General features: G+C 57.2%; 16 protein-coding genes. 1 reads left to right on the forward strand and 15 read right to left on the reverse strand.

The window, feature by feature from the left end:
• Window positions 1-67: 67 nt before the first annotated feature.
• The 8 genes from tnpA to cmoM form a co-directional block, all read right to left on the reverse strand.
• Entirely contained in the window at window positions 68-502 is a 435-nt protein-coding gene (gene tnpA, locus F8562_RS27120) for an IS200/IS605 family transposase (protein ID WP_014228411.1), read from the reverse strand.
• A 163-nt stretch (window positions 503-665) separates the two neighbouring features.
• Window positions 666-1,313 (reverse strand): MBL fold metallo-hydrolase, encoded by a 648-nt coding sequence (locus tag F8562_RS27125; RefSeq protein ID WP_014837967.1) that lies wholly within the window; start codon window positions 1,311-1,313, stop codon window positions 666-668.
• A gap of 13 nt (window positions 1,314-1,326) precedes the next feature.
• Complete coding sequence (locus tag F8562_RS27130) at window positions 1,327-1,878, reverse strand: YcbK family protein (protein WP_004130967.1); 552 nt, start codon at window positions 1,876-1,878, stop codon at window positions 1,327-1,329.
• A gap of 300 nt (window positions 1,879-2,178) precedes the next feature.
• A complete protein-coding gene (gene ldtD / locus F8562_RS27135; protein ID WP_014837965.1) occupies window positions 2,179-3,972 on the reverse strand; it encodes a L,D-transpeptidase in 1,794 nt (597 codons plus the stop codon).
• Window positions 3,973-4,155: 183 nt separating this feature from the next.
• A complete protein-coding gene (gene mukB, locus F8562_RS27140; RefSeq protein ID WP_014228649.1) occupies window positions 4,156-8,604 on the reverse strand; it encodes a chromosome partition protein MukB in 4,449 nt (1,482 codons plus the stop codon).
• The gene (gene mukE, locus F8562_RS27145; RefSeq protein WP_004100725.1) at window positions 8,604-9,308 is read right to left on the reverse strand and encodes a chromosome partition protein MukE; all 705 of its coding nucleotides are present in this window, start codon (window positions 9,306-9,308) and stop codon (window positions 8,604-8,606) included. Before mukE ends, mukB begins: the two co-directional genes overlap by 1 nt.
• Window positions 9,289-10,611, reverse strand: coding sequence for a chromosome partition protein MukF (gene mukF, locus F8562_RS27150; RefSeq protein WP_004849491.1), 1,323 nt, complete (start codon window positions 10,609-10,611; stop codon window positions 9,289-9,291). The genes mukE and mukF overlap by 20 nt, the downstream gene beginning before the upstream one ends.
• A 3-nt stretch (window positions 10,612-10,614) precedes the next feature.
• Window positions 10,615-11,394, reverse strand: coding sequence for a tRNA uridine 5-oxyacetic acid(34) methyltransferase CmoM (cmoM, locus tag F8562_RS27155; protein WP_004849490.1), 780 nt, complete (start codon window positions 11,392-11,394; stop codon window positions 10,615-10,617).
• 121 nt (window positions 11,395-11,515) lie between these two features.
• On the opposite strand from cmoM, the gene elyC reads away from it, so the two are divergent.
• A complete protein-coding gene (elyC, locus tag F8562_RS27160; RefSeq protein WP_014228647.1) occupies window positions 11,516-12,295 on the forward strand; it encodes an envelope biogenesis factor ElyC in 780 nt (259 codons plus the stop codon).
• Here elyC and F8562_RS27165 read toward each other — a convergent pair.
• The 7 genes from F8562_RS27165 to F8562_RS27195 all read right to left on the reverse strand — a co-directional run bounded on the left by F8562_RS27165 (window position 12,272) and on the right by F8562_RS27195 (window position 20,586).
• Complete coding sequence (locus F8562_RS27165; protein ID WP_014228646.1) at window positions 12,272-13,165, reverse strand: YcbJ family phosphotransferase; 894 nt, start codon at window positions 13,163-13,165, stop codon at window positions 12,272-12,274. The genes elyC and F8562_RS27165 overlap by 24 nt on opposite strands.
• A 141-nt stretch (window positions 13,166-13,306) precedes the next feature.
• Window positions 13,307-14,053 carry a 3-deoxy-manno-octulosonate cytidylyltransferase gene (kdsB, locus tag F8562_RS27170; RefSeq protein ID WP_032720972.1) on the reverse strand — a complete coding sequence of 249 codons (747 nt, stop codon included), beginning with the start codon at window positions 14,051-14,053 and terminating at the stop codon, window positions 13,307-13,309.
• Entirely contained in the window at window positions 14,050-14,232 is a 183-nt protein-coding gene (gene ycaR / locus F8562_RS27175) for a protein YcaR (RefSeq protein ID WP_004130952.1), read from the reverse strand. Before ycaR ends, kdsB begins: the two co-directional genes overlap by 4 nt.
• Window positions 14,233-14,284: 52 nt before the next feature.
• Window positions 14,285-15,514: a winged helix-turn-helix domain-containing protein gene (locus tag F8562_RS27180; RefSeq protein WP_014837962.1), complete on the reverse strand. Its 1,230-nt coding sequence runs from the start codon at window positions 15,512-15,514 to the stop codon at window positions 14,285-14,287.
• A gap of 45 nt (window positions 15,515-15,559) precedes the next feature.
• The gene (gene lpxK, locus F8562_RS27185; protein ID WP_014837961.1) at window positions 15,560-16,540 is read right to left on the reverse strand and encodes a tetraacyldisaccharide 4'-kinase; all 981 of its coding nucleotides are present in this window, start codon (window positions 16,538-16,540) and stop codon (window positions 15,560-15,562) included.
• Window positions 16,537-18,285: a lipid A ABC transporter ATP-binding protein/permease MsbA gene (gene msbA / locus F8562_RS27190; RefSeq protein ID WP_004849478.1), complete on the reverse strand. Its 1,749-nt coding sequence runs from the start codon at window positions 18,283-18,285 to the stop codon at window positions 16,537-16,539. Before msbA ends, lpxK begins: the two co-directional genes overlap by 4 nt.
• Window positions 18,286-18,330: 45 nt before the next feature.
• Complete coding sequence (locus tag F8562_RS27195; RefSeq protein ID WP_094909275.1) at window positions 18,331-20,586, reverse strand: ComEC family protein; 2,256 nt, start codon at window positions 20,584-20,586, stop codon at window positions 18,331-18,333.
• Between the last annotated feature and the right edge of the window lie 60 nt (window positions 20,587-20,646).

A 20,646-nucleotide genomic window follows, 5' to 3' on the forward strand; every position in this document is an offset into this window, starting at 1 on the left:
CCACCTTCTGAGAAGGTGGCTTTTGAGAATGCCCCCTGTAAGGGGGGCTATTGTCACCTTCCGCTGATTACTCTAGCAATTCCATCTGCTGTTCATACGTTTGTTCCGTTTTCTCCTGATGCCTCACATATCGTCTGATAATTTCTTCATTCACTCCCACCGTATCGACAAAGTAGCCTCGCGACCAAAAATGATTCCCCCATAGCTTCTTCCTGATATGTGGAAAACGGTTATAAAGCCTGATGGCACTGCGTCCTTTTAGATGGCCCATCAGAGTTGATATCGAGATCTTTGGTGGAATGATGACGACCAGATGTACATGATCGGGCTGAACATTTAGCTCCAGAACCTCACAATCCTTTATTCCACAGAGGATATAGATCGTCCTGTACAGCTCCTTACCCAGCTTATCTTTCAGGATCCTGAATCGGTACTTGGGTGTCCAGACTATGTGGTATTTGCAACGCCAATATACATGTGATGAACTCCTGTAAAGTCCCATGTCGGTTTGTCTCCTTTTACTTGTGGTGAGTAAGCAGAGATATTCCGACATGGGCATTCTTCAGGCTAAAGCCTTACAGGAGCAATCACCACCTCCCTAGGAGGTGGTTTAGGGATGACAACAAAAGGCCGCATGTGCGGCCTTTTTTATATGCTGGTTTAGGTCACCAGACCGGCATTTCATCCTGCAGGAATGGGTTGTGCAGACGCTCATAGCCAAGGGTCGACATCGGTCCATGACCCGGAATAAACGACACGTCATCGCCCAGCGGCAACAGCTTGCGCTTAATCGCATCGATCAGTTGGCTATGGTCGCCGCGAGGGAAGTCGCTACGCCCTACTCCGCCTTTAAAAATCACATCGCCAGAAATCAACAGTCGGGAAGCAGGATCGAAGAAGACCACGTGCCCCGGCGTATGGCCTGGGCAGTGCAGCACCTGCAGGGAAATATTCCCCACGCTGACCGTATCGCCTTCGTTCAGCCAGCGATCTGGCTGCAGCGGCTGGCAATCTTCCAGACCGAACATCCGGCTCTGCGCCGGTAATCCTTCCAGCCAGAACTCATCTTCTTTTTCCGGCCCAATAATCGGCACGCCATAATGTTGTGCCAGCTCCGCCGCCGCACCAACGTGATCGAGATGACCGTGCGTGAGCAGAATCTGCATCAGGCTAACGCCTGCCGCCGCGACTTCCTGTTTGATTCGCTCAGCATCACCGCCGGGATCGACCAGCGCCGCCAGTTTGGTTTGTTCACACCAGATTAAAGAACAGTTCTGCGCGAACGCGGTAACCGGAATAATACGATAGTTCATGAGGCTCCTTTCGTTACCAGTGCCGTACTGGCCCGGTATCAATATGCACAAAGTTGCTACGTGGGTAGTATCCTACACCACCTGTGCGCATAGATAACGCGGCTTTGCGAACATTGCTTAACGAAATGCCTTCAATATGAAAATCCATGGCCTGGCCTTTAGTGTGGTAGCTGTGTTTTGCCACACCCCGGCTACGCGCGCGAAGCTCATTATTGGTATCAACAGAACGATAACCGGAAATAAGCTGGACAGGCTTGTTGGTACCAAGTAATCCCTGCAAACGATAGAGTTGATCGAACAAACCGGGATCGATGGACTTAATCTTATTCGCGCGATAATCACGGAAAAAATGATTAAGTCTTGCTAATTCATCCTGAATATAGCCTCTGCCATCGAAAAACTCCGCCTTGAGTGATTCACCGGTATGCAGGTTGTTCAGCGTCAAAATACGCGGTCGGGGGGTCGAGAGGGTGGCAAATGCCGGCGCAGGCAGAATGGCAGCAGCACCGAGCGCCGCTCCACCTAACGCCAGCAGTTTGCGGCGATTAGCGTCAAATTTGTCCATGATAATCAGGTCTACAGGTAAATGAATCGTAATATACTTTTCCCGCAACGCGCCCGTTAGCCGCCAGCACGCGCTCGCTCCCCTACGGCTAATAAATATCAGCTATGGAGAACGGGCTGCTTACTGCCACAGCGCCTTTGCAGGATTATATGTATATGCACTTCTGGCGCACGAAAGGCACCTTACCGGGCATTATTGCCAACGTCAAGGTAGCCTAACCCCAGTAAACTCGGGCCTTGCAGCGTGCAAGGCCCGTTTTCACACAGAGGTAGGACAACCAAATCCGTTGAACTACTTCATTTATCTGATTAATTGTTCAGCTTTAGGTAGAATTTGTGCGCTGGATCGCGCGGTGAGATCGTAATTGTAAATATCTGTTCGATATTGTGTACGTCCATCAGCGCCGACGAACGCGGTCAAATAATAGAGATTAACCGGGATATTCTGGCGAATATTAACGTAGCGGGTATTCCCCTGTTTAAGCGCATCTGAAATACGCGCATCATTCCAGCCAGCATCCTGAAGCAGCATATTGGCCAGTTCTGAGGCTTTATTCACGCGCACGCACCCGGAACTCAGCGCGCGTCCATCACGCTGGAACAGATTGTGATTGGGCGTATCGTGCAAATATATCGCATCTGAACTTGGCATATTGAATTTATAGCGCCCCAGCGAATTGCGCGCGCCGGGAGCCTGCTGGAAGCGGAACGGCAGATTCGATGCGGTTATCGTTTCCCAGTCCACCTGATACGGGTCAATAGTCTCTTTGCTATTCCAGCCGCGCATCATCGTATAGCCGTGCTGCTCAAGATAGCCTGGGTTATTGCGCACCTTCGGCAGAATATCGTTGCGCGCCAGCGTCGGCGGAACGTTCCACGGCGGGTTGACCACAACGTTGTTCAGCGCACTGCTCATCATAGGGGTTTTGCGGTCCGGACGGCCAACGATAACCCGCGATGCCAGCACCTGGCTACCGTCCTGGTAATAGACCAGCGAAAAGGCGGGAATATTCACCATAATTCCGGTCGCCAGATTACCCGGCAGCAGGCGCAAACGCTGGATATTCAATGCCAGCACGCCGGCGCGCTGCGCAGGAGAAACGTTGAGCCAGTCGCGGGTCGCCTGACCAATCACGCCGTCTGCGCCCAGTCCCTGCCACGCCTGGAAGCGCTTAACGCCCTCCACTAACTGGCGATCGTAAACGCCACGGCCGCTGCTTTTGGTCTTTTTCCCGGCGGACGGACTCACCACCTCATCGCCGGGCAACGAAATTTTTGCCGCGTCATCCAGCATACCGGTGCGCTGTAAAATTTCGCGCAGCGCGCCGGCATCGTTGCTCCATTCCCCCGGGCGCAGCGACGTCTTACCGGTGAGCTGCGGCCAGGGACGGGAATCGGCAACCTGAGCTAATAGCGCCTGATGCATTGCGGCATACTGCGGATGCTGCGGAGCCAGACCCGCAATAAACTGCGGCAGCGAACCGTTATCCAGCGCCACCTGCCACTGGTTAATCACCGACAGAGGCGGCGTCGACATGGCATACGGTTTCGTGCCATACAGCCAGCGGTTGCCCTGAGTCGGAATACCGCTAATAAAATGCAGATAGCCCATCATGGCGTCAGACAGAACGACATCCCGCGCCAGACCGTTCACTGCCGGGTCGGTCAACAGCTCAACCCAGGTGGTGAACTGCGGCTGAAAACCGGCGATAGCAACCTCAGCCAGCTGCTGTTGAAACGCCTGCACCGCCTCGCGGTTATCCCACATCGGTTTCATATCCCTGGCCGCATACAGCGATACCAGCGGATTCATAAATACGGGTTGATAACCGGACGGCAGTACCGCCTGAATCCCGGCGCGGCTCTTCGCTGCCGCATCGGCAGAAAGCGCCTGCTCGCCGGCCATTTGGGCGACCGCCGCGGATTGGTTTGCGCTTTGGCTTAGCGCGGAAGAGAGCTCGCTGATGGTGGCAGAGCTATCCGATGGTACCACTTCAGGCTCTTCAGCCTGGACATTGAACAGTGGAGCAAATGCAAACGCCAGGCTCAGGCTGAGCGCAGACAATTGACGACCATACCGTTTCTTTAGCAACATCCCTTGCCCCCTGTTAACACATTGCTGCCCGCTAAAATGGGGCTTACTTTCAGTATATGAAGACGAAAACGCTTTTGCCTTCCCAAATGTAAAGAAGTTAAAAGATTATACAATCCTAAAGTACAGGAACGGATAACAAAAAGGGCGACATCGCGTCGCCCTTTGGCTGGTTATTGTACCATCCTATGAAGCATTTGCCGTTCCCGGCAGCGTTTCGGGCAGCTGCGGTGCGAAGCCACGCAGCCCGACGACGTGCACGTGCTCGTGATTATTCACGACCTTACGCACCAGCTTATAGGTGGTACCTTTTTCCGGGCTGATATTTTCCGGCGCCGCGATAATCAGCTGCATCTCCAGACGATCGCAGAGCTCGAACAGCGTCGCGATAGAGCGAGCATCCAGACGCGCCGCTTCATCAAGGAACAGCAGACGACACGGCGAAATGTCCTTACCGCGCAGGCGCATGGATTCATCTTCCCAGCTCTGTACCACCATCACCAGAATCGACATCCCGGTACCGATAGCCTCACCGGTCGATAGCGCACCGGATTCCGCGCGCAGCCAGCCGTCGGAACCACGGTTAACTTCCACTTCCATCTCCAGATAGTTGCGGTAGTCCAGCAGCTCTTCACCGATGGTCTGCGGCGTACGCTGCCCCATATCAATCTGCGGATTGAGGCGCTGATACAGCTTCGCCAGCGCTTCCGAGAAGGTCAGACGATTGCTGTTAAACAGGTCCTGATGCTGTTCATGCTGTTCTGACAGCACGTCCAGCAGCATCGAGTGGGTTTCCCGCACGTTGACGTTCAGACGCACGCTGTTGACCTGGCCGAAGGAGACGCTCTGCAGCCCCTGGTTGAGCATACGAATACGGTTTTGCTCGCGCTGGATAGTCTTGCGGATAATATTGGCCACGCTGCGGGAGCTGATGGCCAGCTTCTGCTCGCGGTTGGTCAGCTCTTCCGTCAGACGGCTGAGTTCGATCTCCATCTGCTCAATCGCTTCCACCGGATCGTCGGTGCGGATGATATCCTGGCGAATACGCTCGCGCAGATGCTGATAAACGGCGACAAAGAACTGGATTTTACGCTCCGGGCGTTTCGGATCTTCAGAAATACGCAGTACATCGCGCAGGTGTTCGTTATCCGAGACCGCCAGACGCAGCGCGCCGAGCGCCTTATCCGACATCGAGCGCAGTTCATCTGCCGAAAGGTAGGCCAGCTCGCGACGATGCAGGCGACGCTCCACGCCGTTGTCTTTCACCAGGCGCATGACCGCACACCAGCCGGCTTTAGCGCTGACCACCTGTTCGCGCATTTCGCAGTAATCGCGCTCCAGCTTGCGCAGCCTGCGGGTCAGGTTATCCATTTCCGCTTCGCAGAAGGTCAATGCTTTTTCGAGCTGGTTCCGCCGCGCGCGGTTGTTGCTGAGCTGAGCATGAAGCTCATCGCGGCGCAGACGAGCGCGCTCTTCGGCGCCGGCGTCGGCGCGCACGCCAATGTCCTGAAGCTCTTTATGCAGGTCGTTGAGCAGCTCTTTCTTGGTGTCGTAGGAACTTTTCAGCGATGCCAGCACCTGGTTGTACTGGTTGAGCTGCGCGGCGTGGGTACGCAGCGCTTCACGGGTACGGGCGCGCTCCGCCTCAGCCTGCTCCAGACGCTGGCGCAGCTTCTCGTTCAGATCGCTATTACCGCTCAGCATCTCTGCGGAATCGGAGTAGCTAAAGTGGGCGCGACGCTGCACCACTTCGGTCAGCGCAAATGCCTGCTGACGCGCGTCGCGCTGAGTCTGCTGCGAATATGCGTAATCTTCTTTCAGCTGTTCAAACTGCTCCGGGTCGCTTTGAAGCACGGAAACGATCGGCTCCAGTTTTGCCAGCTGATTCCCATGCTGCTGGACGAAGCGCGCGGCTTCCTGCGCTTCGTCCAGGCGTTCCTGGATCTCATCCACGCGATCGGCCAGCGAGTCATCGGCCAGCAAATTCAGACGCGGCAGCAGGCGGTTGAGTGCGGATACGCCCTCTTTTGCCTGCTCATACTGCACCCGGTTCTGCTGGTTATCGCTCTCATGGGCGGTCAGCGCCCGCTCCAGTTCGCCGCGACGCGTATTCAGTTTACGGATTTCTTCTTCCGGGTCGTCCTCAAAGGCTACCGCAAGATGGTTACCGATAAAGCGGCTGAACGCCTGATGGAGGCGCTGGGTTTTCTGCACATCAAACGACAGGGTCGCAAAGCGCTCGGACAGGCTTTCGCGCTCGGCGTGCAGCGTTTCAACGCGGCTTTCACGCGCGGCGCGGCCAAACAGCGGCAGCGTCGGGAAGCGTGAATAGCGCCACTGACGATCGGCAATCTTAACGACCACCGCCTTTTCCAGCTCATCGACGCTGAATACGCTGTCATCGAACGACTGCGGATCGCCCTCGATCAGGTAGAGATCTTCGGGACAATCTTCGAGACCTTCCAGCTGATCGGCAATCAGCGACAGATCCGGTACCACAATGGCGTGGCGGGAAGGACCGTAGAGCGCGGAGTAATACGGCGCATCATCGAGACTCACGTCATCGTAGATTTCCGACAGCAGTACGCCGCCAAAACGTTCCGCCAGCGCGTTCAGGCGCTGATCTTCCGAACCGCCCGGCTGGCTAAGACGCTCAATTTCATCGTCGATAGCGCGCTTGCGGGCCCCGACTTCATCGCGCTCCACGATAGCTTCGCGTTCACGCTCCAGCAGCTGCTGGAGATATTCGGTGACGTCCTGGCTTGACTCAAACTGCTCGCCGCTCTGCTCGCACAGCTGATTGAGGCTGTTCTGCGCCGCCAGCCAGATGGGCGCGCGGCGCATCAGCGTTTGCGTCCGCGACTGCAGCTGTTCCAGCTCCTGACGCAGGGTCATCCGCCGTTCGCTGGCGGTGGAAACGCTGTCGGCAAGGGATGCGATGCGGGCTTCCAGCTCCTGGTGCAGGGCTTCCAGCTCGTCGATATCGTAGCGTTTGCCCTGGCGCTTACAGAACTCATTGAGCTGGCGTTCGGCATCCTGCTGTTCACGCAGACGCTGTTCAAGCTCCGTCAGACGACTGCGCAGCCCGTGCGCCTGTTCGGCCTGATGACGTTGATTAACGCCTTCGCGCAGCAGCTCGCGCGCCACGTTCCAGGCTTCATTACGTGCCAGCGGGCCGTTGATCTCCGCCACCAGCTGGTAAGCCTGTTCAAACTGGCTGTGCGCGGTTTGCGCCACGCTCATCTTCTGTTCCAGCGACAGCATTTTCTCCGTCGCTTCCTGCTCTTTCGCCTGGAAAGTTTCCAGCCACTCGTCGGCGCTCTCCGGCGTTAAATCCGGCAGATGGCAGAGGGCTTTTGCCCGCTCCAGCGCCTGCAGCGCCTGGGTGTACTGAATCGCGCGAGTCTGCTGCACGTCCAGCGCCTGCTGGTAGTCGGCAAGCTGGTTTTTCAGCTCATCCACTTCCAGCTCGGCGGCTTCGGCGCGGGCTTCGTTCTCTTCCTGCTGGTCAACCGCTTCCGCGACGACTTCATTTTGTTCTTCGAGGCGAATCTGCAGTTCATCAAGATCCGCTTCATAGCGCTCGATTTTTTCCTGCTGGCGCAGAGCGGTCTGCACCAGGTTCAGATGGTCGCTGGCGGCCTGATAATCGGCTTCCAGATCGCCTTCCGCGCCGTTATGTTCCTGCAGCTCGCGGGCCATATCGACGTGCTTATACTGTTCCGCCGCGAGCTGAGCGCGGGAGGTGAACAGATCGCGACGATACTCCAGCGCCTTGTCGAGATGAATGCGTCGCTCGTTAGCGTGACGCATATAGTCGGCGGCAACGTAGTTGGTGGCTTCGCTAATCAGATGCTTGAACAGGTCGCGGTCCGACTGCGTCACGCGGATAGCTTCCAGCGTCATGCGGTTTTCACGCAGCGCCGCTTCCATATCCTGGAACGCCTTACGCACGCCGCCGTTTTCCGGCAACAGGTAGTCGCGCAGCGAGCGGGTAATGGTGCTCGAAATACCGCCGTACAGCGAGGCTTCGATCAGGCGATAGTATTTGCTACGGTCCGAAGCCGAACGCAGGCGGCGAGCCACCACGCCCAGGTCGAACATCAGCGAGTGATACTCGGTAATAGAGTTAAACTGCTTGAACTGCACCCCTTCCATCGCTTCGAGCTTATCTTTCAGCTCGTTGAGCGTCACCACGCGCGCCTGGCGCTCGTTAAGGGTTTCGGTCAGCAGCTGAGTTGGCTGGATGGAGGTTGGCAGGCCCTGGATCGCAAAAGGCTTGATATCGACTTTACGATCGCGACCGGCGACCTGCTGTAGACGAACGCCGACCACCACGCGCTGGTGGCGGGAGTTGATCACGTCCAGCACGGAGTAGCAGACGCCAGCGCGCAGCTTACCGTGCAGGCCTTTATCGCGCGAGCCACTGGTCGCCCCCGCTTCCGTGGTGTTACGAAAGTGCAGCAGCGTCAGGTCCGGGATCAGTGCGGTGACGAAGGCGGCCATGGTCGTGGATTTACCGGCACCGTTACCACCGGAAAGCGTGGTCACTAATTCATCGAGATCAAAAGTACGGGCAAAAAAACCGTTCCAGTTAACCAGCGTCAGCGAGCGAAACTTACCGCGTTCAATCATTACTCTTCCTCCCCGCTATCCGGCTGATTCTCTTCATTCTCATCATTAAGCTGCAGGCGATTTTCCAGCGCCATCGCTTCACCGTCGCGGATCATACGCAGCTGGGCTTCGCGCGGATCGTCACCGGCGCGCACGTCGGCGCCGAAGCGAAACACCGATTCGGTAATGCGGAATTTGCTGCTGTCATGGCCCATAAACCACACCATGCCGAGGCGGCGCAGGCGGTTGAGCGAAGCGCGCATTTTTTCCTGCAGCTTCTGGCGGTCAAGGTCGGACCCGGTAGAACGGTTATTGACCAGCTTGAGCAGCTTGGCTTCGTCTGCGAGGGTCAGCAGCTCGTCGTAAAGCTCCTGCTGAGTGAAGATGCCCTCGTTGGCCAGACGCTCCGGGCTGAGGTAGAGATAGCAGAGAATTTTACCCACCATCATATCCAGCTCGGAGAGCACCGAGCGCGGGATCAGCGTGGTCGACCGCGGGCGCAGATAGAAAAAACCCTCCGGCGCGCGAATCAGCTCGACGTTGTAGCGAGCATAAAACTCTTCCAGGTAATCCTGAAAATCCATTAAAAATGCGTGATTATCCAGCTCGTCAAGGCCGATATGACGGCCCGCGCGCAGGGCGCTATCCAGCGCCGGAAATAACGGATTAGCCAACGCTTGCGCCAGTTTAACCGGCATCACTTGTTCAATATTTGTCGATGACATGCGCCTGTACCTTGGCTCCGTAATCATTAATCGGCTGCCATTTTGCCGGCAGTCCGGTGAAATCTGCTTGCGCTACGCCCAAACGTACCGCCTGGTCGACCACAATACGCGCGACGTCAAAGTGGCGCGCGCGCGGATACTGCGACAGATATTCGCGTACCACCAGGCCAAGATCCAGCGGCAGTCCCTTCTCTTTATAGACCACCAGCTGTCCTTCAATCAGCGCCGCCAGCTGTTCGCGAATTTCGTTAAACTCTTCGTACTCCAGATCCGTTGGAAGTTCCCCGGTAACCTCTTCATCATGCAGCGCCATCTCTTCATCGCGCATATCAAGCAGACGATCGGCATTCGCATGGGTGAGCGCCCAGGGGGCGTCGAAGTAGGTTTGCACCGACTGACGCAAACGCTGTGCGAAGACGCGGTTTTTATCCATATCAATGGCGGTACGGATAAATTTATGCACGTGGCGATCGTAGCCGATCCACAGGTCAATCGCCTGCTGCCCCCAGCTGACGATACGGTCCAGCTTGCTTTGCAGATCGAACACCAGACGATCGATAAAATTCAGATCGTCGCGCGCCATGGTCGAATCCTGGATACGCAGCAGGTTTGCCTGCAGCTTATCGCCCGCCGCGTCCAGGGTATCCTGCAGTTCCCGCAGGGTGCCGGACGTTTCCGACAGCAGCAGCTCGCAGCTGGAGATCGCCGCCCGCCAGTCTTTGTTCAGCAGCTGGGCAATATCATCTTTCACCAGCTGCTGCTGCTCATCCATGATTCGCTGAGTCAGGTCGATGCTGTCAAAGATTTCCGCTACCGAGTACTTCAGCGGAGCGAAAACGTTACGATGCCAGTGGAACTCATCGCCGCCCTCTTCTGCCGAGTCGGCGGCGCGCTTGAGTTCGCCGGCAACGATGGAGAGCTGCATAGACAGTCTCAGGGTGGAGAACTCGCGCTGGCGAATATAGTAGTCGGTGATCCCAATGCCCAGCGGCGTCAGGCGATAAATAGCGTTACCCTCGGTGATTTCGCTGGTAAAGCGGTTCAGCAGACGCTGGCGCACCATATCGTTAATGGCATTATTGGCGCGCTGGCTGATGGTTTCGCTGGTCTGCTCAAACGCATCACTCACGTGGCGGAACGCATCCACCAGTTCTCCCTCGGTCATTTCCCCTTCCATCCGCTCGCCGTTCAGCGTGGCAATCGCCAGCAGAAAAGAGAGTCTGTCGACCGGCAGCGAAATAGAAAAATCATTTTTCCTGGCCCAGGCAACCAGTTCGGGGACTGTCTGGGAAAATTCACTCATAGTTTATCCTTGCATCTGCGGCTTAAGCGCGGTGACGTGAATATAACGGCCTAAGCTAATATACGGCTCCTGGCGACAGTAGCGCGTTTCCAGCTCCAGCAGCGCCGCAAATTTATCGTGCTGTTGGTGTTTTTCACGCAGATAATCATGAAACACCCGCACGCCGGTCTTGCCGGTAATCTGCCAGCCAATCTCTTCCAGCCAGCCGTAAACCTGCTGCGGATCGCGCGGATAGTCCGGCGACAGCGTGCGTTTTTTCTTTTTCGGCATGCCGATTTGCACATAGTCGAGATTTCCGGCGACCATATTGTGCATCAACAGACCGTTAGCATTGTAGAACATCAGCGACAACGCGCCGCCGGGGCGCAGCATCGACCACAGGGTACGCAACATCGCCTGTGGTTCGGCTATCCACTCCAGCACCGCATGAAACAGTATCAGATCGACCGGACTTTCCAAATGCTGCTCAATATCCTGAGCCGCGCATTGTACAAAATGCATGTTGTCGATCACACCTTTATCGGCAGCCGCCTGCCGGGCACGAGCCACCATTTCACCAGAGAGATCGCATAACGTGACGTGATGCCCCATTTCCGCCACTTTGATCGCCGTCTGCCCTTCGCCGCCGCCCGCGTCAAGAACTCGCAATGGCCCAGGCCCCAGCCGGTCCAGCAGCGGTTGCAGATCCTGCCAGAGGATCGCCTGCCGCAGCTGGCCTTTGGTGGTGCCGTATATATTGCGCGAAAACTTTTCAGCAATATCATCGAAATTACGATCCTGCACGGGTGACTCCACACGCCAACACAAAGCCGCTATTTTGTCATACCCGCGCGGAGAATGAAGCGATCTGTTGTAAGATCCGGGCATATCTTTGGTTATATGGTTAAAAAAGGAACCGTACGGCATGCTTTTTACGCTGAAAAAGGTTTTAGGCGGTATGATGCTGCCGCTTCCCCTGCTGCTGCTGCTCATTGCGCTCGGCATAGCCCTGCTGTGGTTTAGCCGTTTCCAGCGCACCGGCAAGCTCTGCGTCAGCCTCGGCTGGCTGCTGTTGCTGCTGTTGAGCCTGCAACCGGTCGCCGATAGCCTGCTCAAGCCAATTGAAGATAAGTACCCGACGTGGCGAGGTGAAAAGCGCGTGCAGTACGTGGTCGTGCTTGGCGGAGGCTACACCTGGAACCCGGACTGGGCGCCCAGTTCCAATCTCATCAATAATAGCCTGCCGCGGCTGACGGAGGGGATCCGCCTGTGGTATGAAAATCCGGGCTCGAAACTCATCTTTACCGGCGCAGCGGCAAAAACAAATCCGGTCAGTACGGCAGAAGCCGGGGCCAGAGTGGCAGAGAGCCTGGGCATACCGCGCAGCGAAATCCTTGTCCTGGATAAACCCAAAGATACCGAAGAGGAAGCCGCTGCGGTGAAGATGGCGATAGGCGATGCGCCCTTCCTGCTGGTCACCTCCGCGTCTCATCTGCCGCGGGCGATGATTTTCTTTCGCCGCGCCGGGCTAACTCCCCTGCCCGCGCCGGCCAACCAGCTGGCGATTGAGTCACCGCTTAACCCGTGGGAGCGAGCTATTCCTTCGCCCGTCTGGCTCATGCATAGCGATCGGGTGGGTTACGAAACGTTAGGCCGCATCTGGCAGTGGCTAAAAGGTTCTTCAGGCGAGCCAGGGCAGGATTGATTTTGCCGCCAGGTCAAACCGGACGCGGTCAAAGCGTCCGGTATTCACCAGATTATCCACTTCGTCCCACAGCAGATACAGCCAGCGCCGCCAGAGAAACGCTTCCGCCACCGGCGCCCGGCGCAGATAGTGCCACAGCAGCTCCTCTTCCTGACCGCTCTCGGCCAGACGGAAAAGCTCGTATTCCCGCGGCGCCCAGAGCATCATGCCCGGCCCCACCATCGCCAGCAGCTGATCGCTGCGCGGATCTTTAAGCATGCTGCGCAGCGTGAAGCTACCGTGTACCAGCACGCAGTTATCATTGAAACCTTTAAACAAATCCATAAGGCATTCGCGCGTGCGGAACAAGATGCGTTTGTCCTGCATCGTCAGGCCGGTATCCTGATAAAGATTCAGCGTACTCCATAGCACCTCCACGCGCTGGCGGTACCAGTATGGCCAGAGGTTTTCCTGAGTGCTATCGACCATCCCTACGCAGCCGCCGCTATCCTGACGATGCCAGGCCAGCAGCGCTTCCACGATCTGCTCCTGCAGCTGCTCCCAGCGCTCCGGCGTGCGGGCGGGGGCTTCAACCGAGACGCCGCGCAGTCGTTCAATCAGCAGTACATCGGGACCCGGATGCTCGTCGTGCGTCATCACGCCGTAGACAACCGGCATACGGACGGTGCCGCTTCGCGCCAGGGTTGATATCTTCCACGCCAGCTGACGCGCCACGCCTGGCGTCGTAAAGCTGCGCGCCAGCAGCGGCATTGGGTTTCCCTGCGCATCATATAGCGACCACAGCGCCGACGACGGTTTCTCGCTGACGCACTCCACGCGGCTTAGTTTTTCACCCAGCAGGTGGCTCAGCTCGGTACGCAACTGTTCCATTTCTGATTACCCCTATGAATACTACCGGTTTCATAATGAGCGCCTGGGCCGGGGTTGTCATCGGGTGAGATCAAAATTGACGTAAAAAAGTATGGAATAACGGCTTGGGGATATCCCCTCCTGGCGGAGGGGATGGGGGGATTAACGCAGCTCCGCGCGAACGCGCTCCAGATCTTCCGGCGTATCGACACCTGTACCGGGAACCACTTCCGCCACCGCGACATGGATTTTCTCGCCATACCACAGCACGCGCAGCTGCTCGAGCATCTCTATTTGCTCCAGCGGGCTCGGCGCCCAGCTCACATAGCGACGAATAAAACCGGCGCGATAGCCATAAATACCGATATGACGCAGCAGCGAATCACCGATAGACCCGCGGGATTTAGCGAAACGATCGCGATCCCACGGAATGGTGGCGCGGGAAAAATAGAGCGCGTAGCCCTCAGCATCCATGACGACCTTCACAGCATTCGGATTAAACGCCTCTTCCGCATCGTGGATTGGCACCGCTAAGGTTGCCATACCACTGGTGCTGGCAGCCAGATTCTCGGCTACCTGGCGCACGATCGCGGGCGGGATCATCGGCTCATCGCCCTGAATATTCACAATGATGGTGTCATCGCTGAAGGCGCATTTTTCAACCACCTCGGCCAGGCGTTCGGTGCCTGACTGATGATCTTCACGGGTCATGCAGACTTCACCGCCGGCGGCTTCCACCGCGCGGGCCACGTCCGGATGGTCGGTAGCAACGATAATCCGCTCGGCCCCGGATTCGCGAGCGCGTTCCAGAACATGGACAATCATCGGCTTGCCGTTGATATCCTGGAGCGGTTTCCCTGGCAGGCGGGTAGAAGCGAAGCGCGCGGGGATAATAACCACGAAACTCATGACTGGCTCTCTTCTACAGGAAGCGGGCGGGCTTCGGTTTCCAGTAGTACGGGAATGCCTTCACGCAGCGGAAAAGCCAGGCGATCAAGTTTGCAGATCAGTTCTTGCTTATCCTGGCTGTAATACAGCTTACCGTTACAAACCGGACAGGCGATAATTTCAAGTAAACGGTGATCCATGATTCCTCCAGATGGACCGAATAGATTCTTCAGCAGCATATCACACGTGGGCTCAGGCAGCGTCAATTTCCCAACCCTGTTGCCGCCCGGCAAAAAGTTCCGCCGGCAGCTTCCCGCAGCTCACCCGCGTGGCGTCCTGCCAGAGGGCAAAATCATCAATGGCGCGTTTTAGCCCGCTCTCCAGACCCGACGTCACCTTGACGCCCTCCTCCAGCCACAGGGCGATAATTTCCAGAACGCCGGTTTTGCGGTGCATTTTGCTATCCATTCTGCCAACCAGTCTCCCCTGGTGCAGCAGCGGTAATACGAAATAGCCATACTGCCGTTTCGGCGCGGGCGTGTAGCACTCCAGGCGATAGGTAAAGTTAAACAGCTGTTCCGCTCGTTTGCGATCCCAGACTACCGGATCGAAAGGCGAAAGCACCGCGCTGCGGCTGGCGGCGAGCCTACCGCCGGGAGAAGATTCCAGCAGCGCCAGAGCATCACGGTGGAGCCACATTTCGCCCAGCGCTTCAACGTTAACCGGCACCACCAGCCCCTCCTCCTGCCAGCTCGCCAGCAGTAGCGGCAGCGGGGGCTGACGCAGACGATAATAATCCGCCAGCCACTGCGCGCGAAAAACCCCCAGGCTGCGAGCACTATTACGTAACATCATGGCTTCAGCCTGCTCCTGAGAGAGCCCGTCGCGCTCATCGTCCCAGTCCGGCATGACCCGCTGCGTCAGATCGTAAACGCGCTGAAAATTACGCCGCTCGATAACCATCACTTCACCGGCGGTGAATAAGCCTTCAAGATGGCGCTTATGCGGTTTCCACTCCCACCATCCGCTGGCGCCTTTGCGCGGATGCTCGAAGTCGGCCGAGCGAACCGGGCCATTTTCGGCTATATGCGCCAACAGCGCCTGAATGCCCTCGGCGTGTTCGGTCATCCACGCTTTGTGATATTTCCAGCCCATTTTATCCGGCGTCAGCATGCGGTGACGCACCAGTGAAAAGTCGCTGCGCGGTAAAAAGCAGGCTTCGTGCGCCCAGTACTCCATCAGCTCGCCGGCGCGGAGCGCCTCGTCCAGCCAGCGCTGCGGATAGTGGCCGAGGCGGCTGAACAGCACCAGATAAGGACTGCGCGCAACAACGTTGATGGTATCGATTTGCAGCAGGGACATCTGCTTAATGGTCTGCAGAATATCCCCGGGCTTTGCGCGGCGACGGGGCTTTTTTAGCAGCCCCTGAGCGGCAAGGTGAAGATGGCGGGCTTCTTTAAGCGAGAGGGACAATACCGGCATGCAGCTTCTCCGTTAAGGGTTCCGGCGCAAGCGGTGATACGACGATTAGCGTTGCGCCAGGGTAACTAAGTCCGTGAGCAACCGCTGCGCGCGTTGGTCAGTCATTATCGCGTCGACCGGAAGATACCACCAGTTTGCCTGAGCAAATTCGCGGCACTTCACCGCATCTTTTTCGGTCATCAGCAGGGTTTGCTGCGGCGTCGCCAGCGCGGCGACTGCGCTCTGCGCCAATGCCTGATGATCGGCTAAGGCGATGGTTTTTATCGGACTGACGCCGCAGCTTTCAAGGGTGGCGAAGAAGCGCGGCGGGTGGCCGATTCCGGCCATCGCCACCACGTTGTCCAACGCCGCCGCATCCCGGCGTTCGCCGGTCAGCAGATTTACCGCCTGCCCGGGGCGAAGCTGCATCGGGATCTCTCCCGGACGGGCGAGACCGCCGTTAACGATAACCGCATCCACGCTGCGTAAACGCGAAGCGCGCTCGCGCATGGGGCCGGCAGGCAGCCACCAGCCGTTGCCAAAACGGCGCACGCCGTCAATCACCACAATTTCTTTGTCGCGCGCCAGCTTATAGTGCTGCAGGCCATCGTCTGTGACGATAAGCTGAAGATCGTGGGCGGCGAGCAGGGCCTGTACCGCATCGCTGCGTACCGGCGAGACGGCAACCGGCGCGCCGGTACGCTGGTAAATCAGCACCGGCTCATCGCCAGCTTCCGCTGTGGGGGTAGCCGTATTCAGCAGCAGCGGATAGCTCACCGCTTTACCGCCGTAGCCGCGTGAAACGACGCCAACGCGAATACCGCGCTGCTGGAGCTGTTCCACCAGCCAGACGACAACCGGCGTTTTACCATTACCGCCCGCGGTCAGATTACCCACCACCACCACCGGCACCGGCGCTCGCCAGGCTTTTTGCCAACCGAGTTTATAGCTCAGCCGTATCAACCCGCTCACCAGGCCATAGAGCCAGGAGAGCGGAAGCAGCAGCCGCCATAAGGGCGACTCACCGGACCAGATGCGTGCAATCATGCGCCGAACTGCATCTTATGCAGCTGGGCGTAAACGCCCTTGTGCTCAAGCAGGTCGGTATGGCTGCCGCGTTCAACGATCTGGCCATCTTCCACCACCACGATCTCGTCGGCCTGCTCAATCGTCGACAGACGGTGGGCAATCACCAGCGAGGTGCGGTTTTTCTGCAGTTCGTCCAGCGCCGCCTGAATAGCGCGTTCCGATTCGGTATCCAGCGCCGACGTGGCTTCGTCGAGGATCAGTATCGGGCTGTTACGCAGCAGGGCGCGAGCGATAGCGATACGCTGGCGCTGACCGCCGGAAAGCATAACGCCGTTTTCCCCGATAATCGTATCCAGGCCATTGTCCATTTTGTTGATAAAGTCCATGGCATAAGCCATACGAGCGGCTTCTTCTATCTGCTCGCGGCTGTACTCTTCAGTACGCGCGTAGGCGATGTTATTCGCTACGGTATCGTTAAAGAGATGAACGTTTTGCGACACCAGCGCAACCTGATCGCGCAGGGAGCTCAGGGTGTATTCACGCAGGTCGTGGCCGTCCAGTAAGATCTGCCCATCATCGACATCGTAGAAACGCGTAATCAGGCTGGCGATGGTCGATTTACCCGAACCCGAGCGCCCTACCAGCGCCACGGTTTTTCCTTCCGGAATATTCAGGTCTATATTGCGCAGCGCGGCGACTTCGCGTCCCGGGTATCTGAAGGTGACGTTTTTAAATTCGAGGTTGCCCTTCGCGCGTTCGATAACCCGCGTGCCTTCATCTTTCTCCTGCTCGGAGTCAAGGATAGCGAAAAGCGTCTGGCAAGCGGCCATCCCGCGCTGGAACTGCGCGTTGACGTTAGTCAGTGATTTCAGCGGACGCATCAGCGCGATCATTGAAGAGAAGACAACGGTGATGGTACCCGCCGTCAGCGTCTCCATTACGCTCGGGAAGCTGGCAGCATATAGCACGAAAGCCAGGGCCAGAGAGGCGATCAGCTGAATAATCGGGTCAGAAATTGACGACGCGGAGACCATTTTCATCCCCTGCAGGCGCATTTTATTGCTGACTTTATCAAAACGTTTGGTTTCGACGGCCTGACCGCCAAACATCAGCACTTCTTTATGCCCTTTCAGCATCTGCTCTGCGCTGGTCGTCACCTGTCCCATGGTGTTCTGCATATTCTTGCTGATATTACGAAAACGCTTCGAGACCACGCGAATCGCAATAGACACGATCGGCGCCAGCACGATCAGAATCAATGACAGCTGCCAGCTGTAATAAAACATCATCGCGAAGAGGCCAATAATCGACGCGCCTTCGCGCACGACGGTAATCAGCGCGCTGGAGGAAGAAGACGCGACCTGCTCGGAATCATAGGTAATACGCGATAGCAGCGTCCCGGTGGACTGTTTGTCAAAGAAGGCAACCGGCATCCCCATCATGTGGCTGAATAAACGACGGCGCATCGTCATCACGACCTTGCCGGAAACCCAGGAGATACAGTAGCTCGAAACGTAGCTGGTAATGCCGCGCAGAACCATCAACCCGATCACCACCAGCGGCATCCATATCAGCACCGAGCGATCCGTTTTACCAAAACCATCATCCAATAACGGTTTAAGAAGCGATAGCATGAAGGTATCACTAGCCGCGTTAAGCACTAACGCTACCGCTGCCACGATTAGCCCGGGTTTAAACGGCGCTATAATCGGCCAGAGTCGGCGGAAGGTCTGCCACGTGGAGAGATCTTTATCGTTCTGCATTCAATAAACCAGCTTGTGTTGAAATAGCCGCATATTCTACCCGTTCTACGCCTTCCCGCCAAACCACTGATGATACCATCGCGGTAAAACTTGATCCCGTAAGCCATGGATTTGCCAGCTATCCGGAGAAAAAACCACCGTAATTTGCCCCTGATGCGGCGTGTCGAACCACTGATAACTCTGTTTTCGGTAGCGCTGAATCACTTTGGTTGATGGCATGCGCCACGCGTTATAGCGCGAAGCGGAAGCCAGCGCAGCTTCTCCGCCAACGCTACGCAGCAGGGCGATTCCCGACGAGGTATTACTGCCGTGGTGGGGGACCTGGATAAGTGTAGACGTAAGATGCTGCCAGTAGCGGCTAATCATCGCCCGTTCCGCAGGCGTTTCGATATCCCCGGTCAGCAGAATACTGTGTTTACCGTCATCAATACGCACCACGCACGAGCGATTATTCCCCTGCGCTGTCGCTCCAGGCAGCGGCCAGAGCGCGCGAAAGGTTAAACCCCGCCACTGCCAGGTTTCTCCGCGCTGGCAGGCTAAATGACCCGCCCAGCCTAAAGGGCTTCGCACCCATATCCGGGGCCACACCTTTAACACCGAATTTAGCCCGCCGCGGTGATCGAGATGCTCGTGGCTGAGAACGACGCCTTCAAGCTGCAAATGATGCCAGCGTAGCCAGGGAATAATGATCTGCTGACCGCTGTCTCCCTCGGGCCAGGCCAGGCCGGTATCATAGAGAAGCGCCGCGCCCTCGCGTTCAATCACCATTGCCAGCCCCTGCCCGACATCCAGCATGGTGACTCGCCATTCGTTAGCAGCCGTGCTCCGCCAGAAGGGCCAGCTCAATAGCCCGAGAAATGCTAAACAAAACGCGGGCAACGTGCGCCACGCATGAAAACGCCAGACGATTAACGCCAGCCACGGCAGCAAGCTTATCCCAAGCCAGCGCGCATCCAGCGCCAGCCAGCCGGGCGGTAGCTGTCGTAAGAACCAGAATAGCGCGGCCAGAACACGGTCCGCCGATTGCCAGACCGCCATCTCAATGATAAACGGCGCGCAGAGGTGTAAAAACATCGCGGTCAGAATTAGCGGGACAACGACAAAGGTCACCAGCGGCACGGCAATCAAGTTGACCAGCACGGACGTCAGGCTGATGCCGTGAAAAAGTGCGATCTGTAGAGGAGCAAGTAAAAACATTAAACCGATCTGCAGATGACATAACGCGAGGCTTTGACGCAGTAGCCCGCTCCTTTTGCCGCCCGGCATCGGCGCCAGCTGATACCAGAAGATAAGCGCCGCAACGGCAAACGCGGAAAGCCAGAGGCTTTCGGACAACACCGCCAGCGGATCGGCAAACAGTATTGCGCCAATGCAGCAGACCCATAGCTGCCATGGCGACCAGCGTTTTCCGGATAGCCGCAGCGTGCAGCCGGCGGCCAGCGCGACGCAGGTGCGCAACGCGGGTGGCTGCATACCGGTCAGCCCGGCGTAAAAAATCGCGCTCGCCAGGCCAACGAGCAGCGGCGCCCGCCAGCCAAGCCAGCGGCACGGGAGAAAAAACTGCACACCTCTGAGCAGCAACCAGCCCAATGAAGCCCCTAGCGCGATATGTAAGCCAGAAATCGCCATCAGGTGCGATGTCCCGGTTTCCTGCATCAGGGTCTTTATCTCGCGCGGTATCGCCAGACGCTCCCCCATGCCTAACCCTAGCATCACCGATTGCCACGGCAACGCGTTCAGCGTTTGATTCAGCGAAGCAAGATAACGCGCTCGCAAACTACAGGTCCGCACCCGAACGTCAGCGGTGATAAAGCGTCCGGTTAACGGACGATGCTGCGACAATGCATGACGCTGGCTATCAAACCCGCCATCGTTGAGCTGTCCGTGTACCGGACGCGCGCGCAGCGTCATTGCCCAAACCTGACCTGCGCAGGGCGTTTCTGGCAGGTAGCTGCCGTAGAGGCTAATCCCTGGCGCAGGAAACAGCCGTCGCCCATCCAGACGGATAATCTTCCCCTGATGCGTTGTCTGCCCGTCCGTTGCGGTTAGCTCAACGTCAACCTGGCGATTCCTGTCCGTTAACCTCTCCGTCGGCCACAGTACCTCGCCTGCGCTGAGGGCTCCCCAGACAAAAAACAGCGTTATCAATGCCGCATATTGCGCAGGTCTGCGTCGACATTGCGCAATGAGTAGCGCCAGGGCCATGAGCCCCCAGATAACCCACCGCCCGGGCAGCACTGGCAGCCAGAGCAGCGGCAGAATACCGATAATCACACAGCCGGCAAGTTGTGGTAAACGCATTAGCACCTCCCTGTCAGAGGGAGTGTTACGCTAAACGGGGAGTGTGTCGCCAGGCAAGGA

The organism is Klebsiella sp. RCJ4 (assembly GCF_009025755.1).
Lineage (GTDB): Bacteria > Pseudomonadota > Gammaproteobacteria > Enterobacterales > Enterobacteriaceae > Klebsiella > Klebsiella michiganensis.

Bases quoted from the DNA above. Each gene is read 5' to 3' on its own strand.
- tnpA (WP_014228411.1), bottom strand. From the start codon at position 502: ATGGGACTTTACAGGAGTTCATCACATGTATATTGGCGTTGCAAATAC.
- F8562_RS27125 (WP_014837967.1), bottom strand. From the start codon at position 1,313: ATGAACTATCGTATTATTCCGGTTACCGCGTTCGCGCAGAACTGTTCT.
- F8562_RS27130 (WP_004130967.1), bottom strand. From the start codon at position 1,878: ATGGACAAATTTGACGCTAATCGCCGCAAACTGCTGGCGTTAGGTGGA.
- ldtD (WP_014837965.1), bottom strand. From the start codon at position 3,972: ATGTTGCTAAAGAAACGGTATGGTCGTCAATTGTCTGCGCTCAGCCTG.
- mukB (WP_014228649.1), bottom strand. From the start codon at position 8,604: ATGATTGAACGCGGTAAGTTTCGCTCGCTGACGCTGGTTAACTGGAAC.
- mukE (WP_004100725.1), bottom strand. From the start codon at position 9,308: ATGTCATCGACAAATATTGAACAAGTGATGCCGGTTAAACTGGCGCAA.
- mukF (WP_004849491.1), bottom strand. From the start codon at position 10,611: ATGAGTGAATTTTCCCAGACAGTCCCCGAACTGGTTGCCTGGGCCAGG.
- elyC (WP_014228647.1), top strand. From the start codon at position 11,516: ATGCTTTTTACGCTGAAAAAGGTTTTAGGCGGTATGATGCTGCCGCTT.
- F8562_RS27165 (WP_014228646.1), bottom strand. From the start codon at position 13,165: ATGGAACAGTTGCGTACCGAGCTGAGCCACCTGCTGGGTGAAAAACTA.
- kdsB (WP_032720972.1), bottom strand. From the start codon at position 14,053: ATGAGTTTCGTGGTTATTATCCCCGCGCGCTTCGCTTCTACCCGCCTG.
- ycaR (WP_004130952.1), bottom strand. From the start codon at position 14,232: ATGGATCACCGTTTACTTGAAATTATCGCCTGTCCGGTTTGTAACGGT.
- F8562_RS27180 (WP_014837962.1), bottom strand. From the start codon at position 15,514: ATGCCGGTATTGTCCCTCTCGCTTAAAGAAGCCCGCCATCTTCACCTT.
- lpxK (WP_014837961.1), bottom strand. From the start codon at position 16,540: ATGATTGCACGCATCTGGTCCGGTGAGTCGCCCTTATGGCGGCTGCTG.
- msbA (WP_004849478.1), bottom strand. From the start codon at position 18,285: ATGCAGAACGATAAAGATCTCTCCACGTGGCAGACCTTCCGCCGACTC.
- F8562_RS27195 (WP_094909275.1), bottom strand. From the start codon at position 20,586: ATGCGTTTACCACAACTTGCCGGCTGTGTGATTATCGGTATTCTGCCG.